The sequence below is a fragment of the Phreatobacter sp. genome (assembly GCF_016793595.1).
In the GTDB taxonomy this organism is placed as follows: domain Bacteria; phylum Pseudomonadota; class Alphaproteobacteria; order Rhizobiales; family Phreatobacteraceae; genus Phreatobacter.
The window spans coordinates 521,209-534,779 of record NZ_JAEULY010000009.1 but is presented as its reverse complement, the minus strand read 5'-3'; the positions used below and the strand labels follow the sequence as shown (position 1 = coordinate 534,779).

At 65.4% G+C, this 13,571-nt stretch carries 26 protein-coding genes and 1 pseudogene; 26 read left to right on the top strand and 1 reads right to left on the bottom strand.

The window, feature by feature from the left end; translation table 11 throughout:
- From tuf to JNK84_RS13580, 24 genes and pseudogenes are all read left to right on the top strand, one after another.
- Positions 1–175 (top strand): annotated as a pseudogene (gene tuf, locus JNK84_RS13695) (elongation factor Tu); the annotation flags it as partial.
- 67 nt (positions 176–242) lie between these two features.
- A complete protein-coding gene (rpsJ, locus tag JNK84_RS13690; RefSeq protein WP_293424925.1) occupies positions 243–548 on the top strand; it encodes a 30S ribosomal protein S10 in 306 nt (101 codons plus the stop codon).
- Positions 549–685: 137 nt separating this feature from the next.
- Positions 686–1,408, top strand: a complete 723-nt coding sequence (gene rplC / locus JNK84_RS13685; RefSeq protein ID WP_293424924.1) for a 50S ribosomal protein L3 — start codon at positions 686–688, stop codon at positions 1,406–1,408.
- Between the two features lies 1 nt (position 1,409).
- Positions 1,410–2,030 carry a 50S ribosomal protein L4 gene (gene rplD, locus JNK84_RS13680; RefSeq protein WP_293424923.1) on the top strand — a complete coding sequence of 207 codons (621 nt, stop codon included), beginning with the start codon at positions 1,410–1,412 and terminating at the stop codon, positions 2,028–2,030.
- Complete coding sequence (locus tag JNK84_RS13675) at positions 2,027–2,326, top strand: 50S ribosomal protein L23 (RefSeq protein WP_293424922.1); 300 nt, start codon at positions 2,027–2,029, stop codon at positions 2,324–2,326. The genes rplD and JNK84_RS13675 overlap by 4 nt, the downstream gene beginning before the upstream one ends.
- Positions 2,327–2,343: 17 nt before the next feature.
- Positions 2,344–3,177 carry a 50S ribosomal protein L2 gene (gene rplB, locus JNK84_RS13670; protein ID WP_293424921.1) on the top strand — a complete coding sequence of 278 codons (834 nt, stop codon included), beginning with the start codon at positions 2,344–2,346 and terminating at the stop codon, positions 3,175–3,177.
- A 12-nt stretch (positions 3,178–3,189) separates the two neighbouring features.
- A complete protein-coding gene (gene rpsS / locus JNK84_RS13665) occupies positions 3,190–3,468 on the top strand; it encodes a 30S ribosomal protein S19 (protein WP_106748013.1) in 279 nt (92 codons plus the stop codon).
- Positions 3,469–3,476: 8 nt separating this feature from the next.
- A complete protein-coding gene (rplV, locus tag JNK84_RS13660; RefSeq protein ID WP_293424920.1) occupies positions 3,477–3,860 on the top strand; it encodes a 50S ribosomal protein L22 in 384 nt (127 codons plus the stop codon).
- Positions 3,861–3,870: 10 nt separating this feature from the next.
- On the top strand, positions 3,871–4,584 hold the full coding sequence (rpsC, locus tag JNK84_RS13655; protein WP_293424919.1) for a 30S ribosomal protein S3: 714 nt from the start codon (positions 3,871–3,873) through the stop codon (positions 4,582–4,584).
- A gap of 18 nt (positions 4,585–4,602) precedes the next feature.
- Positions 4,603–5,016, top strand: coding sequence for a 50S ribosomal protein L16 (rplP, locus tag JNK84_RS13650; protein ID WP_293424918.1), 414 nt, complete (start codon positions 4,603–4,605; stop codon positions 5,014–5,016).
- Between the two features lie 10 nt (positions 5,017–5,026).
- Positions 5,027–5,224 carry a 50S ribosomal protein L29 gene (gene rpmC / locus JNK84_RS13645; RefSeq protein ID WP_293424917.1) on the top strand — a complete coding sequence of 66 codons (198 nt, stop codon included), beginning with the start codon at positions 5,027–5,029 and terminating at the stop codon, positions 5,222–5,224.
- 11 nt (positions 5,225–5,235) lie between these two features.
- Positions 5,236–5,469, top strand: a complete 234-nt coding sequence (rpsQ, locus tag JNK84_RS13640) for a 30S ribosomal protein S17 (protein WP_106748018.1) — start codon at positions 5,236–5,238, stop codon at positions 5,467–5,469.
- A 74-nt stretch (positions 5,470–5,543) separates the two neighbouring features.
- Positions 5,544–5,912, top strand: coding sequence for a 50S ribosomal protein L14 (gene rplN / locus JNK84_RS13635; protein WP_293424916.1), 369 nt, complete (start codon positions 5,544–5,546; stop codon positions 5,910–5,912).
- Positions 5,912–6,229 carry a 50S ribosomal protein L24 gene (gene rplX / locus JNK84_RS13630; RefSeq protein WP_293424915.1) on the top strand — a complete coding sequence of 106 codons (318 nt, stop codon included), beginning with the start codon at positions 5,912–5,914 and terminating at the stop codon, positions 6,227–6,229. Before rplN ends, rplX begins: the two co-directional genes overlap by 1 nt.
- Positions 6,222–6,779, top strand: coding sequence for a 50S ribosomal protein L5 (gene rplE, locus JNK84_RS13625; protein ID WP_293424914.1), 558 nt, complete (start codon positions 6,222–6,224; stop codon positions 6,777–6,779). The genes rplX and rplE overlap by 8 nt, the downstream gene beginning before the upstream one ends.
- 58 nt (positions 6,780–6,837) lie before the next feature.
- Positions 6,838–7,143 carry a 30S ribosomal protein S14 gene (rpsN, locus tag JNK84_RS13620; protein ID WP_293424913.1) on the top strand — a complete coding sequence of 102 codons (306 nt, stop codon included), beginning with the start codon at positions 6,838–6,840 and terminating at the stop codon, positions 7,141–7,143.
- Positions 7,144–7,156: 13 nt separating this feature from the next.
- Positions 7,157–7,555: a 30S ribosomal protein S8 gene (rpsH, locus tag JNK84_RS13615; protein WP_293424912.1), complete on the top strand. Its 399-nt coding sequence runs from the start codon at positions 7,157–7,159 to the stop codon at positions 7,553–7,555.
- Positions 7,556–7,590: 35 nt separating this feature from the next.
- Positions 7,591–8,124 (top strand): 50S ribosomal protein L6, encoded by a 534-nt coding sequence (gene rplF / locus JNK84_RS13610; RefSeq protein ID WP_293424911.1) that lies wholly within the window; start codon positions 7,591–7,593, stop codon positions 8,122–8,124.
- Between the two features lie 81 nt (positions 8,125–8,205).
- The gene (rplR, locus tag JNK84_RS13605) at positions 8,206–8,568 is read left to right on the top strand and encodes a 50S ribosomal protein L18 (RefSeq protein ID WP_293424910.1); all 363 of its coding nucleotides are present in this window, start codon (positions 8,206–8,208) and stop codon (positions 8,566–8,568) included.
- 36 nt (positions 8,569–8,604) lie between these two features.
- Positions 8,605–9,159 (top strand): 30S ribosomal protein S5, encoded by a 555-nt coding sequence (gene rpsE / locus JNK84_RS13600; RefSeq protein WP_293424909.1) that lies wholly within the window; start codon positions 8,605–8,607, stop codon positions 9,157–9,159.
- An 11-nt stretch (positions 9,160–9,170) separates the two neighbouring features.
- Positions 9,171–9,359: a 50S ribosomal protein L30 gene (gene rpmD, locus JNK84_RS13595; protein ID WP_293424908.1), complete on the top strand. Its 189-nt coding sequence runs from the start codon at positions 9,171–9,173 to the stop codon at positions 9,357–9,359.
- Positions 9,360–9,364: 5 nt separating this feature from the next.
- Entirely contained in the window at positions 9,365–9,841 is a 477-nt protein-coding gene (rplO, locus tag JNK84_RS13590) for a 50S ribosomal protein L15 (RefSeq protein ID WP_293424907.1), read from the top strand.
- 226 nt (positions 9,842–10,067) lie between these two features.
- Positions 10,068–11,396 carry a preprotein translocase subunit SecY gene (gene secY, locus JNK84_RS13585; protein ID WP_293424906.1) on the top strand — a complete coding sequence of 443 codons (1,329 nt, stop codon included), beginning with the start codon at positions 10,068–10,070 and terminating at the stop codon, positions 11,394–11,396.
- The gene (locus JNK84_RS13580; RefSeq protein WP_293424905.1) at positions 11,393–11,974 is read left to right on the top strand and encodes an adenylate kinase; all 582 of its coding nucleotides are present in this window, start codon (positions 11,393–11,395) and stop codon (positions 11,972–11,974) included. The genes secY and JNK84_RS13580 overlap by 4 nt, the downstream gene beginning before the upstream one ends.
- A 22-nt stretch (positions 11,975–11,996) precedes the next feature.
- On the opposite strand, the gene JNK84_RS13575 is transcribed toward JNK84_RS13580, so the two are convergent.
- A complete protein-coding gene (locus tag JNK84_RS13575; protein WP_293424904.1) occupies positions 11,997–12,398 on the bottom strand; it encodes a hypothetical protein in 402 nt (133 codons plus the stop codon).
- Positions 12,399–12,616: 218 nt separating this feature from the next.
- On the opposite strand from JNK84_RS13575, the gene rpsM reads away from it, so the two are divergent.
- Together rpsM and rpsK are read left to right on the top strand one after the other, a co-directional pair.
- Entirely contained in the window at positions 12,617–12,985 is a 369-nt protein-coding gene (gene rpsM, locus JNK84_RS13570) for a 30S ribosomal protein S13 (RefSeq protein WP_293424903.1), read from the top strand.
- Positions 12,986–13,073: 88 nt separating this feature from the next.
- Positions 13,074–13,463, top strand: a complete 390-nt coding sequence (gene rpsK / locus JNK84_RS13565) for a 30S ribosomal protein S11 (RefSeq protein WP_293424902.1) — start codon at positions 13,074–13,076, stop codon at positions 13,461–13,463.
- Positions 13,464–13,571 lie beyond the last annotated feature (108 nt).

The following is a 13,571-nucleotide window of genomic DNA, read 5'->3' as shown; positions in this document are numbered from 1 at the left end:
CGTGACCGGCATCGTGCACCTGCCCGAGGGCACCGAGATGGTCATGCCGGGCGACAACATCGCCATGGAAGTGAACCTGATCGTGCCGATCGCCATGGAGGAGAAGCTGCGCTTCGCCATCCGTGAGGGCGGCCGCACCGTCGGCGCCGGCGTCGTTGCTACCATCATCGAGTGATCGCTTTTTCCCGGGGACGCGCGGGTTGCCGTGCGTCCTCTTCGCTTTGCCTTAAAGGGGCGAACCCATGAACCAGAACATCCGGATCCGCCTCAAGGCGTTCGACCATCGGGTCCTGGACACCTCGACGCGCGAGATCGTCAACACGGCGAAGCGCACTGGTGCCCAGATCCGCGGGCCGATTCCGCTGCCGACGCGGATCGAGAAGTTCACGGTGAACCGCTCGCCGCACATCGACAAGAAGTCGCGCGAGCAGTTCGAGATCCGCACCCACAAGCGGCTTCTCGACATCGTGGACCCGACCCCGCAGACGGTCGATGCGCTGATGAAGCTCGACCTCGCCGCCGGTGTCGACGTCGAGATCAAACTGTGACTCTTGCGACAGGCTGATGACGGCCTGTCGACGCGATAATCCGATGCACCGGTTCCGTTGCATCACAAGTTGAACCCGGGTCCTCTCCGGTCCTTCCAAAGGGCGACAGGATGACCCCAAAGCGAGGAATGCGCGCGATGCGTTCCGGTGTGATTGCCAAGAAGATGGGGATGACCCGCATCTTCACCGATGGCGGCGAACACGTCCCCGTGACGGTGCTGGTGCTTGACGACTGCCAGGTCGTCGCTCACCGCACGGCGGAGAAGGACGGCTATACGGCTCTCCAGCTCGGTGCTGGTCTGGCCAAGGTGAAGAACACGACCAAGGCGCAGCGCGGCCACTTCGCCGTCGCCAAGGTCGAGCCCAAGCGCGAGATCGTGGAGTTCCGCGTCGGCGAGCAGGACGTGATGCCGGTTGGCGCGCGTATTTCGGCCGATCATTTCGTCGCCGGCCAGTTCGTCGACGTGACCGGCACCAGCCAGGGCAAGGGCTTCGCCGGTGCCATGAAGCGGCACAATTTCGGTGGTCTGCGCGCCACTCACGGCGTGTCGGTCTCGCACCGCTCGCACGGTTCGACGGGTAACCGTCAGGACCCCGGCAAGGTCTTCAAGAACAAGAAGATGGCCGGTCACATGGGCGTCGTGCGTGTCACCACGCAGAACCTCAAGGTGGTCCGCACCGACGTCGAGCGCGGCATCATCCTGGTCGAGGGCGCGGTCCCCGGTTCCAAGGGCGGCTGGATCCTCGTGCGCGATGCGGTGAAGAAGCCGCTGCCGAAGGACGCCCCGAAGCCGGGCAGCTTCAAGCTGTCGGGCGCGACGGAGGCAGCTCCTGCCGCCGCCGAGACGACGGAGGGTTGAGATGAAACTGACAGTCAAGACCCTCGAAGGCGCCGACGCCGGCTCGATCGATCTCTCCGACGAGATTTTCGGCCTCGACCCGCGCGCCGACATCCTGCACCGCGTGGTTCGCTGGCAGCTCGCCAAGCGTCGCGCCGGCACGCACGACGTCAAGAACCGCGGCGAGATCTGGCGCACCGGCAAGAAGATGTACAAGCAGAAGGGTTCGGGCGGCGCCCGTCACTCCTCGGCTCGTGCCAACCTCTTCCGCGGCGGTGGCCGCTCCTTCGGCCCGACGCCGCGCTCGCATGAGCACGCGCTGCCGAAGAAGGTCCGCGCGCTCGGCCTGAAGCATGCCCTCTCCACCAAGGTGAAGGCCGGCTCCATCGTCGTGCTCGAGACGGTCGCGGCGGAAGCTGCGAAGACCAAGTCGCTGAAGGCGCAGTTCGAGAAGCTCGGCTTCAAGAGCGTGCTGATCATCGACGGCGCCGAGGTGAACAAGAACTTCGCGCTGGCGGCTCGCAACATCCCGCTGGTCGACGTGCTGCCCGTCCAGGGCATCAACGTCTACGACATCATGCGGCGGAACACGCTGGTCCTGACCCGCGCGGCCGTCGATGCGCTGGAGGCGCGCTTCAAATGAGCACCGTCGATCCGCGTCACTACGACGTCATCCAGGCGCCGCTGATCACCGAGAAGGGATCGCTCGTCGCCGAACTGAACCAGGTCGTCTTCAAGGTCGCCAGCACCGCCACCAAGCCGCAGATCAAGGCGGCCGTGGAGAAGCTGTTCGACGTCAAGGTCAAGAGCGTCAACACGCTCGTCCAGAAGGGCAAGACCAAGCGTTTCAAGGGCATGCTCGGCCAGCGCTCGGACGTGAAGAAGGCGGTTGTGACCCTCGCCGAGGGCCACTCCATCGACATCACGACCGGTCTGTGAGGCGAGGGGTTTAGACCATGGCACTCAAGACCTTCAAACCGATCACGCCGGGCCTTCGTCAGCTCGTCCTGGTCGACCGCTCTGACCTCTACAAGGGCAAGCCGGTCAAGACGCTCACCGAGGGCAAGTCGTCCACGGGCGGCCGCAACAACCTCGGCCGCGTGACGTCGCGCTTCCGGGGCGGCGGCCACAAGAAGTCGTACCGTCTGGTCGACTTCAAGCGCCGCAAGACCGATATGGCCGCCGTCGTGGAGCGGATCGAGTACGATCCGAACCGTTCGGCCTTCATCGCGCTGGTCAAGTACGCCGATGGCGAGTTGAGCTACATCCTGGCGCCGCAGCGCCTGGCTGTCGGCGACAGCGTCATCTCGGCCGAAACGGCCGACGTGAAGCCGGGCAACTGCATGCCGCTGGCCAACATCCCCGTCGGCACGATCGTGCACAACGTGGAGCTGAAGATCGGCAAGGGCGGCGCGGTCGCCCGTTCGGCCGGCAACTACGCCCAGATCGTCGGCCGCGACGAGGGTTACGTCATCCTTCGCCTGAACTCGGGCGAACAGCGTCTAGTCCATGGCCGCTGCGTCGCCTCCATCGGCGCCGTGTCGAACCCGGACCACATGAACGTCTCGATCGGCAAGGCCGGCCGCAATCGCTGGCTCGGCTGGCGTCCGCATAACCGCGGCGTCGCGATGAACCCCGTCGATCACCCGCACGGCGGCGGCGAAGGCCGCACCTCGGGTGGCCGTCACCCCGTCACGCCCTGGGGCTTCCCGACCAAGGGCAAGAAGACTCGTTCGAACAAGCGGACCGACAAGATGATCGTGTCGAGCCGCCATTCGAAGAAGAAGTAACAGAGGCCCGTCATGGCACGTTCCGTCTGGAAAGGTCCGTTCGTCGACGGATACCTCCTGAAGAAGGCCGAGGCAGCCCGCTCGTCGGGCCGTCACGAGGTCGTCAAGATCTGGAGCCGTCGCTCCACGATCCTCCCGCATTTCGTCGGGCTGACCTTCGGCGTCTACAATGGTCAGAAGCATGTCCCGGTGCAGGTCACCGAGGAGATGGTGGGGCACAAGTTCGGCGAGTTCTCGCCGACCCGCACCTTCTACGGCCATGCGGCCGACAAAAAAGCGAAGCGGAAGTGAGGTGAGTCATGGCTAAGACCGCAACTCCCCGCGCGCTGAAGGACAACGAGGCCAAGGCCATCGCGCGCATGCTGCGCGTGTCGCCGCGCAAGCTCAACCTGGTCGCCGCGCTGATCCGCGGCAAGCCGGTCGAGACCGCGCTGGCCGATCTCGAATTCTCGCGCAAGCGTATCTCGGGTGACGTCAAGAAGTGCCTCGAGAGCGCCATCGCCAATGCCGAGAACAACCATGATCTCGACGTCGACGATCTCGTCGTCGCCGAGGCCCATGTGGGCAAGGCCTTCGTGCTGAAGCGCTTCCACGCCCGTGCCCGCGGTCGCGGCGCCCGGATCGAAAAGCCGTTCTCGCACCTGACGATCGTCGTTCGTCAGGTCGAGGAAGCGAAGGCCTGAGGAGAGAACGATGGGTCAGAAGATCAATCCGATCGGTTTTCGCCTCGGCATCAACCGGACCTGGGACTCGCGCTGGTTCGCCAACAAGGGCGAGTACGGCAAGCTGCTGCACGAGGATCTGAAGATCCGTCGTGAGCTCTTGAAGCTCCTGAAGCAGGCGGCGGTCTCCAAGATCGTCATCGAGCGTCCGCACCGTAAGTGCCGCGTCACGATCCACTCGGCCCGCCCGGGTATCGTGATCGGCAAGAAGGGCGCCGACATCGAGAAGCTGAAGAAGGCCGTCTCGAAGCTGACGGACGCGGAAGTCGTCATCAACATCGTCGAGATCCGCAAGCCGGAGACCGATGCGACGCTGGTGGCGGACTCGATCGCCCAGCAGCTGGAGCGTCGCGTGGCGTTCCGCCGCGCCATGAAGCGTGCCGTTCAGTCGGCCATGCGTCTTGGCGCCGAGGGCATCCGCATCAACTGCTCGGGCCGCCTCGGCGGCGCCGAAATCGCTCGCCTCGAATGGTATCGCGAAGGTCGCGTGCCGCTTCACACCCTGCGCGCCGATGTCGATTACGGCGTCGGCACCGCCTACACGACCTACGGGACGTGCGGCGTGAAGGTGTGGATCTTCAAGGGCGAGATCATGGAGCACGACCCGATGGCCCAGGACAAGAAGCTGTCCGAGGGTGAGGGGTCGACCCGCCGTTCGCGCGGCCAAGACCGCGACGCGGCGTGAGGATGAAGGTCTAGAACCATGCTTCAGCCCAAGAAGACGAAGTTCCGCAAGCAGTTCAAGGGCCGGATTTCCGGCACCTCGAAGGGCGGCACGGACCTGAACTTCGGCCAGTTCGGCCTCAAGGCCATGGAGCCGGAGCGCATCACCGCGCGTCAGATCGAGGCGGCTCGCCGCGCGATGACCCGCGAGATGAAGCGCGCCGGCCGCGTCTGGATCCGCATCTTCCCGGACGTGCCGGTGTCGAAGAAGCCCGCCGAAGTCCGCATGGGCTCCGGCAAGGGCGCCAACGAGTACTGGGCCGCCAAGGTGGCTCCGGGCCGCATCATGTTCGAGCTCGACGGCGTGCCGGTCGAGGTCGCCAAGAAGGCCCTGGAACTCGCCGCGGCCAAGCTGCCGATCAAGACGCGCTTCGTTCAGCGCATCGCCGAGTGAGGAAGAGGTCATGAAGGCCGAAGAAATCCGGACCAAGACCCTCGACGAACTCGAGGGCCAGCTGGGTGACCTGAAGAAGGAGCAGTTCAACCTGCGCTTCCAGAAGGCCACCGGTCAGCTTGAGAACGTCGCCCGCGTCCGTCAGGTGCGCCGCGACATCGCCCGCGTGAAGACCGTCGCCGCGCAGAAGCGCGGCGAGAAGAAGTAAGGAGAGGGCATATGCCGAAGCGTGTGCTCGAGGGCATCGTCGTCAGCGACAAGCAGGACAAGACGGTGGTGGTGAAGGTGGAGCGTCGCTTCACCCATCCGCTGCTGAAGAAGACCGTGCGTCGCACCAAGAACTACCACGCCCACGACGAAGGCAATGCCTTCAAGACGGGCGACGTGGTGAGCATCGAGGAGGGCAAGCCCCTTTCGAAGCTGAAGCGTTGGGTCGTACTGCCGAAGGCGTGAGCCCTCGGCGATTGTCAGAACAGCGCGCTGCGGTCGGATGATCCGAGACGGGCGCGAAAGGAAGAGGTTGCGTCATGATCCAGATGCAAACCAATCTCGATGTGGCGGATAATTCGGGCGCACGCCGCGTCATGTGCATCAAGGTGCTCGGAGGCGCGAAGCGCCGCTACGCCCATGTCGGCGACATCATCGTGGTGTCGGTGAAGGAAGCGATCCCGCGCGGCCGCGTGAAGAAGGGCGACGTCATGAAGGCGGTCGTCGTTCGCACCGCCAAGGACATCCGTCGCCTGGACGGTTCGGTGATCCGGTTCGACCGCAACGCGGCCGTCCTGATCAACAACCAGAAGGAGCCGGTGGGCACCCGTATCTTCGGACCGGTTCCGCGCGAGCTGCGCGCCAAGAACCACATGAAGATCATCTCGCTCGCGCCGGAGGTGCTGTGATGGCCGCCAAGATCAAGAAGGGCGACAAGGTCGTCGTCCTCACCGGGCGCGACAAGGGTCGCACCGGCGAGGTCATCCAGGTCATGCCGACCGAGAGCCGTGCTCTCGTGCGCGGCGTCAACATCGTGAAGCGCCACCAGCGCCAGAGCCAGACCCAGGAAGGCGGGATCATCTCGAAAGAGGCCCCCATCCATCTGTCGAACCTGGCCTATGCCGATCCGAAGACCAACCAGCCGACCCGCATCGGCTTCAAGGTCCTCGCCGACGGCAAGAAGGTGCGCGTGGCCAAGAAGTCCGGGGAGACGATCGATGGCTGAGGCGGCTAACACCCCGCGCCTCAAGGCGCATTACCAGAACGTCGTCCGGCAGAAGCTGGTCGAGCAGTTCGGCTACAAGAACCCGCTCCAGATCCCGGCGATCGACAAGATCGTCATCAATATGGGCGTGGGCGAGTCGACGGCCGATTCCAAGAAGGCCTCGGTGGCTGCCGCCGACCTCGCGCTGATCTCCGGCCAGAAGCCGGTCATCACCCGCGCCCGGCAGGCCATCTCGAACTTCAAGGTTCGCGAGAACATGCCGCTGGGCACCAAGGTGACCCTGCGCAAGCAGCGCATGTACGAGTTCATGGACCGTCTGGTCACGATCGCGCTGCCGCGCGTCCGCGACTTCCGCGGCCTGAACCCGAAGAGCTTCGACGGCAATGGCAACTTCGCCCTTGGTCTGAAGGAGCATGTCGTGTTCCCCGAGATCTCCTATGACAAGGTGGATCAGATGTGGGGCATGGACATCATCGTGTGCACCACCGCGAAGACCGACGAGGAAGCGCGCGCGCTCCTCAAGGCCTTCAACTTCCCGTTCCGGCAGTGAGCCGGGTTCCTAGGATCCTCTAGAAGCCCGTCCCAGACGCGGAAACCAGGAGAAACCGATGGCGAAGAAGAGCTCCATCGAAAAGAACAACCACCGCCGCGCACTGGTCGCGCGGGACGCCAAGAAGCGCGCCGCGCTGAAGGCGACCGTGATGGACCAGTCGCTGTCCATCGAAGAGCGCTTCGCGGCCACCGTGAAGCTCGCGAGCCTGCCGCGCAACGGCGCCAAGGTCCGCATCAAGAACCGCTGCGAGGTCACCGGCCGTCCGCGCGCGTTCTACCGGAAGCTTGGCATGAGCCGCGTCGCGCTTCGCGACCTCGGCAACAAGGGCCTGGTTCCCGGTCTCGTGAAGTCGAGCTGGTGAGGGGAGACCGACCATGGCTCTGAACGATCCGCTCGGCGATATGCTGACCCGCATCCGCAACGCGCAGATGCGCCGCAAGAACCGCGTCCTGACGCCGGGCTCCAAGCTGCGCGCCCGCGTCCTCGAAGTCCTCAAGTCCGAGGGCTATATCCGCGACTACATGACCGTCACGCACCCGAACGGCCGTTCGGAGTTCGAGATCGAGCTCAAGTATTTCGACGGTGAGCCGGTGATCCGCGAGATCGCCCGCGTGTCGAAGCCTGGCCGGCGCGTCTATGCCGGCGTCGGCAACTCGCCGCGCGTGTCGAACGGCCTCGGCATCACCATCATCTCGACCCCCAAGGGCGTGATGGCGGACCATGAGGCTCGCGAGCAGAATGTGGGCGGGGAGGTGCTCTGCACGGTCTTCTGACCTGGCAGGGCTCTCACGACAAAGGACGATTTCCAATGTCTCGTATCGGTAAGAAGCCGGTCGACCTGCCGCAGGGCGTCACTGCCCAGCTCGCCGGCCAGACCGTCAAAGTCAAAGGCCCGAAGGGTGAGCTGTCGTTCACCTGTCCGGACGACGTCGTGGTCAAGGTTGACGGCAACGTCATCAAGATCGACCCGCGCGACCAGGGCAAGCGTGCCCGCTCCATGTGGGGCATGGCTCGCACGCGGGTTTCCAACCTCGCCGTCGGCGTGACCAAGGGTTTCGAGAAGAAGCTCGAGATCACCGGCGTCGGCTACCGCGCGGCCGCCCAGGGCAAGGTGCTGAACCTCGCGCTTGGCTACAGCCACGACATCAACTACCCCGTGCCGAACGGTATCACCATTGCGACGCCGAAGCCGACCGAGATCATCATCTCCGGCATCGACAAGCAGCAGGTGGGCCAGGTCGCCGCCGAGATCCGCGACTTCCGCGGTCCGGAGCCCTACAAGGGCAAGGGCGTCCGCTACGAGGGCGAATTCATCTTCCGCAAGGAAGGTAAGAAGAAGTAAGGCGCCGCGCCCGGTTCCGGGCGCGTCTGTCTTCCGGGGCGTGGTTCCAGAGAGGGCCGCGTCCGATCAAAGGAGCTGGCCATGGCCAATACGAAGGATGCATCGGAGCGTCGCAAGGCGCGTGTCCGTCGGGCGCTTCGCTCGACGGCAAATGGGCGTCCGCGGCTGTCGGTCTTCCGGTCGTCGAAGCATATCTATGCGCAGATCATCGACGATCAGAAGGGCGTGACAGTTGCGAGTGCCTCGTCACTGGAGAAGGACCTGAAGTCTTCGCTGAAGACCGGCGCCGATCAGGCCGCGGCTCAAGCCGTCGGCAAGCTCGTCGCCGAGCGCGCGGTGAAGGCTGGCGTGTCGACCGTGCTGTTCGACCGCGGGGCCTATCTCTACCACGGGCGCGTCAAGGCGCTCGCCGACGGCGCCCGCGAGGGCGGCCTGAGCTTCTAACGGATACGGGCGGCCTCGCCGCCGAAAGGACAGAACATGGCTCGGGAACGTGAACGCGAGCGCAACCGCGAAGAGCGCGACAGCGAATTCACCGACAAGCTCGTGCACATCAACCGTGTCTCCAAGACGGTGAAGGGCGGCAAGCGCTTCGGCTTCGCAGCACTCGTCGTCGTCGGCGACCAGAAGGGCCGCGTCGGCTTCGGCCACGGCAAGGCCCGCGAGGTGCCTGAGGCGATCCGCAAGGCGACGGAAGCGGCCAAGCGCGGCTTCATCCGCGTTGCGCTGCGCGAAGGCCGCACGCTGCACCACGACGTCGCCGGTCGCCACGGCGCCGGCAAGGTGTACCTGCGCTCGGCTCCGGCCGGTACCGGCATCATCGCCGGCGGCCCGATGCGCGCCGTCTTCGAGACGCTCGGCATGGCCGACGTGGTCGCGAAGTCGATGGGCTCGTCGAACCCCTACAACATGGTTCGCGCCACCTTCGACGCGCTGAAGAACCAGGACAGCCCGCGCTCCGTCGCGGCTCGCCGTGGCCTCAAGGTATCGGTCCTCCAGGGCCGGCGCCAGGAGGAAGGCGAGGGCGACGCGTAAGGATCGGATCCATGGCCAAGAAAGCAACCGTCACCGTTGAGCAGATCGCCTCGTCGATCCGCCGCGAGCAGTCGCAGCACGCGACGCTCGTCGGCCTCAAGCTCAACAAGATGCACCGTCGTGCGACGCTGGAGGATACTCCGGCCGTGCGCGGCATGATCGCGAAGGTGGCTCACCTCGTGAAAGTGGTCGAGGAGTGAGATCGATGAAACTCACCGACATCAAGGACAATGACGGCGCCGTCCATCGCCGCATTCGCGTGGGCCGGGGCATCGGCTCGGGCAAGGGCAAGACCGGCGGCCGTGGCGTCAAGGGGCAGAAGTCCCGTTCCGGCGTCGCGATCAAGGGCTTCGAGGGTGGCCAGATGCCGCTCCATCGTCGCCTGCCGAAGCGCGGCTTCAACAACATCTTCCGCCTCGACTTCGTGTCCGTCACGCTCGAGCGCGTCCAGCGCGCGGTCGATTCCGGCAAGCTGAAGGCCGGCAAGGTCGATGAGGCCGCTCTGGTCGAGGCCGGCGTCATCCGCCGCGCCCGCGACGGCATCCGCCTGGTCGCTTCCGGCGAGCTGAAGGCGAAGCTGGACCTGACCGTTTCCGGCGCTTCCGCCGGCGCTGTCGCCGCCGTCGAGAAGGCTGGCGGCTCGGTCACGCTGACGAAGCCGAAGGCGGAAGCCGCGGCCTGACCGGCAGCGCGCCCCAACGGCTGACACTTCGAGAGGGGCCGGTTCGATAAGGACCGGCCCCTTTCGTCTGACCGGCAGGCCCTGAGCCTCGGTCTCTTCCTGTGGAGCCGGCACGGCGCGACAGCGTGTGGCGGGGCAGGGACTGGCGAAGCGGCCTGCGGGCGGCTAAGTGAATGCGACCTTATCCGGCGGCCCGTCCGCCCGGACTTCATGCATCGGAGCCACCATGGCATCGGCAGCGGAACAACTGGCAGCCAACCTCAATTTCGGCGCGCTCGCCAAAGCCGAGGACCTGAAGAAGCGGCTGTGGTTCACGCTCGGCGCGCTGCTGGTCTATCGCCTCGGCACCTATATCCCGCTGCCCGGCATCGACCCCGAAGCGCTGCGCCAGATCTTCAACGCCAATCAGGGCGTTCTGGCCATGTTCAATGTCTTCGCCGGCGGCGCCGTGGGCCGCATGGCGATCTTCGCGCTGAACATCATGCCGTACATCTCGGCATCCATCATCATCCAGCTGCTGACCGCCGTGGTTCCCGAGCTCGAGAAGCTCAAGAAGGAAGGCGAGCAAGGCCGCAAGCAGATCAACCAGTACACGCGCTACCTGACGGTGGTGCTGGCGCTGTTCCAGTCCTGGGGCATCGCGGTCGGCCTGCAGTCGTCCGGTTCGGTGGTCGCCAGCCCCGGCCTGTTCTTCATCATGAGCACGGTCATCACGCTGACCGGCGGCACCATGTTCATGATGTGGCTGGGTGAGCAGATCACCCAGCGCGGCATCGGCAACGGCATTTCGCTGATCATCTTCGCGGGCATCGTGGCGGAGCTTCCCAGCGTGCTGGCCCAGGCCTTCGAACTCGGTCGCCAGGGCGTCATCTCGACGCCGCTGCTGCTCTCGCTGCTGATTCTCGTCGGCATTACCATCGCGGTGATCGTGTTCTGCGAGCGCGCCCAGCGCCGGCTGCTGATCCAGTATCCGAAGCGCCAGCAGGGCAACAAGGTGTTCGAGGGCAATTCCTCGCACCTGCCGCTGAAGCTGAACACGGCCGGCGTCATTCCGCCGATCTTCGCCTCGTCGCTGCTGCTGCTGCCGACGACCGCGCTGTCGTTCCAGTCGAATCCGCCGGAATGGCTGCGCCTCACCGCGCAGCTGCTCGGCCACGGCCAGCCGCTGTTCATGGCGCTCTATGCGCTGCTGATCATCTTCTTCTGCTTCTTCTACACGGCGATCGTGTTCAATCCGACCGAGACCGCCGACAATCTGAGGAAGTATGGCGGGTTCATTCCGGGCATCCGGCCGGGTGAGAAGACGGCGCAGTACATCGACTACGTGCTGACGCGCATCACGGTCATCGGCGCCTTCTACATCACCCTCGTCTGCCTATTGCCCGAAATGCTGATTGGCCAACTCGGCCAGAGCTTCTATCTCCTTGGCGGCACATCGCTGCTGATCGTGGTCACGGTGACCATGGACACGGTGGCGCAGGTACAAGGCTATCTGCTGGCCCATCAGTACGAGGGGCTGGTCAAGAAGTCGCAGTTGAGGGGAAAACGCCGATGAAGCTGATTCTGCTCGGGCCTCCCGGAGCGGGGAAGGGGACCCAAGCACAGCGGCTGGTGGAGAAGCACGGCATCGTGCAGCTCTCCACGGGCGACATGCTGAGGGCGGCGGTCAAGGCCGGTACGTCGGTCGGTCTCAAGGCGAAGGACGTCATGGCCCGCGGCGAGCTCGTTTCCGACGAGATCGTCGTCGGCATCATCGAGGATCGGATCGCCGAGCCGGACTGCCGCAACGGCTTCATCCTCGACGGCTTCCCCCGGACGGTGGCGCAGGCCGAGGCGCTCGACGCCATGCTGGCGCGGCACGGCCTGAAGCTGGACGGCGTGATCGAACTGAAGGTCGACGAGGGCATTCTCGTCAGCCGAATCGAGAAGCGCGTCGCGGAGATGACCGCGCGCGGCGAGGCGGTGCGTGCCGACGACAATGCCGAATCGCTGAAGAAGCGGCTCGACGCCTATCGCGCGCAGACGGCCCCCGTGGCGGATTACTACGCCTCCAAAGGCGCCCTGAAGACCGTCGACGGCATGGCGCCGATCGACGATGTGACGACGGCCATCGCGGGGCATCTCGCGGCCTGACATTCGTTCCGGCCGGCCAGCCTTATCGGGCGAGCCGGCCAGCCAGCCACGAGCAGATGGCGGCGGGAGCCGCGCCGACCAGGCCCCAGGCCAGCCATAGCGGGCGGATCAGGCCCGAATAGCCGATGGCCGCCGCGACGAGGATGAAGCCGCAGGCAGCGCCCGCGAGCGTCGTCCAGAGCATGCGGCGCGGCGTGCCGCGCTCGGCGAGGACGGTATCGATCAGCGCGGTCACGAGGGCTGGCACGAGGCCGAGGAAATAGGTCGGTATCAGCAGGACGAGAATGCCGATCCCGGCCATGGGCTGGCCGGGACCGACAAGCGCGAGGACGCCGAGGCCCGTTGCAAGGCCGAGGGGAGGGCCGAGCACACCGAAGAGCACCAGTCGTGCCGTCGCCTGCGGAGCCCTGACGGATTGGCGCATGGTTCCTCGCGAATTTCGGCCGCACCGGGCATTGGCTGTTGACGGATGCGGCCGAGTTGAGTATGTGCCCCAACTCGTCCGATCGACGGTGACATCGTTCCGTCTGCCAGAGCAGGCGGAACGTTTCGTTTGACGGACATCCCGGGCAAGGGCCGGCCTCCACCGGTGCACGGGTTCATTTTTCCACCGCGGCGACGCGGATCACATGGAGACGAGACATGGCTCGTATTGCGGGTGTCAACATCCCGACCAACAAGCGCGTGGTTATCGCGCTGCAGTATATCCACGGCATCGGCCCGAAGTTCGCCGCCGAGATCTGCGAGAAGGTCAAGATTCCGGCCGAGCGCCGCGTCAACCAGCTCACCGATCAGGAAGTGCTGGCGATGCGCGAGACCATCGACCGCGACTACATGGTCGAGGGCGACCTTCGCCGCGAAGTCTCGATGAACATCAAGCGCCTGATGGACCTCGGCTGCTATCGCGGCCTTCGTCACCGCAAGGGCCTCCCCGTTCGCGGCCAGCGCACGCACACCAACGCCCGCACCCGCAAGGGTCCGGCGAAGGCGATCGCCGGCAAGAAGAAGTGATCCGGGCGCGGAGCGGTTTGTCCGCTCCGGCCTTTCTATCCCGAGCGCCTGGCATTACGGGCGCGCCTGAAGGACAAGGACAAGACTGATGGCCAAGGAAGCCACACGCGTTCGCCGCCGCGAGCGCAAGAACATCGCCTCCGGCGTCTGCCACGTGAACGCATCGTTCAACAACACGATGATCACCATCACCGACGCGCAGGGCAACACGATCGCCTGGTCGTCGTCGGGCACGATGGGCTTCAAGGGTTCGCGCAAGTCGACCCCCTATGCGGCCCAGGTTGCCGCCGAGGATGCCGCCCGCAAGGCTTCCGAGCACGGCATGCGCACCGTCGAGGTCGAGGTTTCCGGTCCCGGCTCGGGCCGCGAATCGGCCCTGCGCGCCCTCCAGGCCGCCGGCTTCACCGTCACCTCGATCCGTGACGTGACCCCGATCCCGCACAACGGCTGCCGCCCGCGCAAGCGTCGCCGCGTCTAAGGCCGAGCATTCCATATCGCAACCGCCGGCCGGCCTGTGGCGGCCGGTGGTTTGTCGCCCTTCCCGGACAGGGACGGGAACCGGTCGTCAGGGTCCTGCAGGGGACGA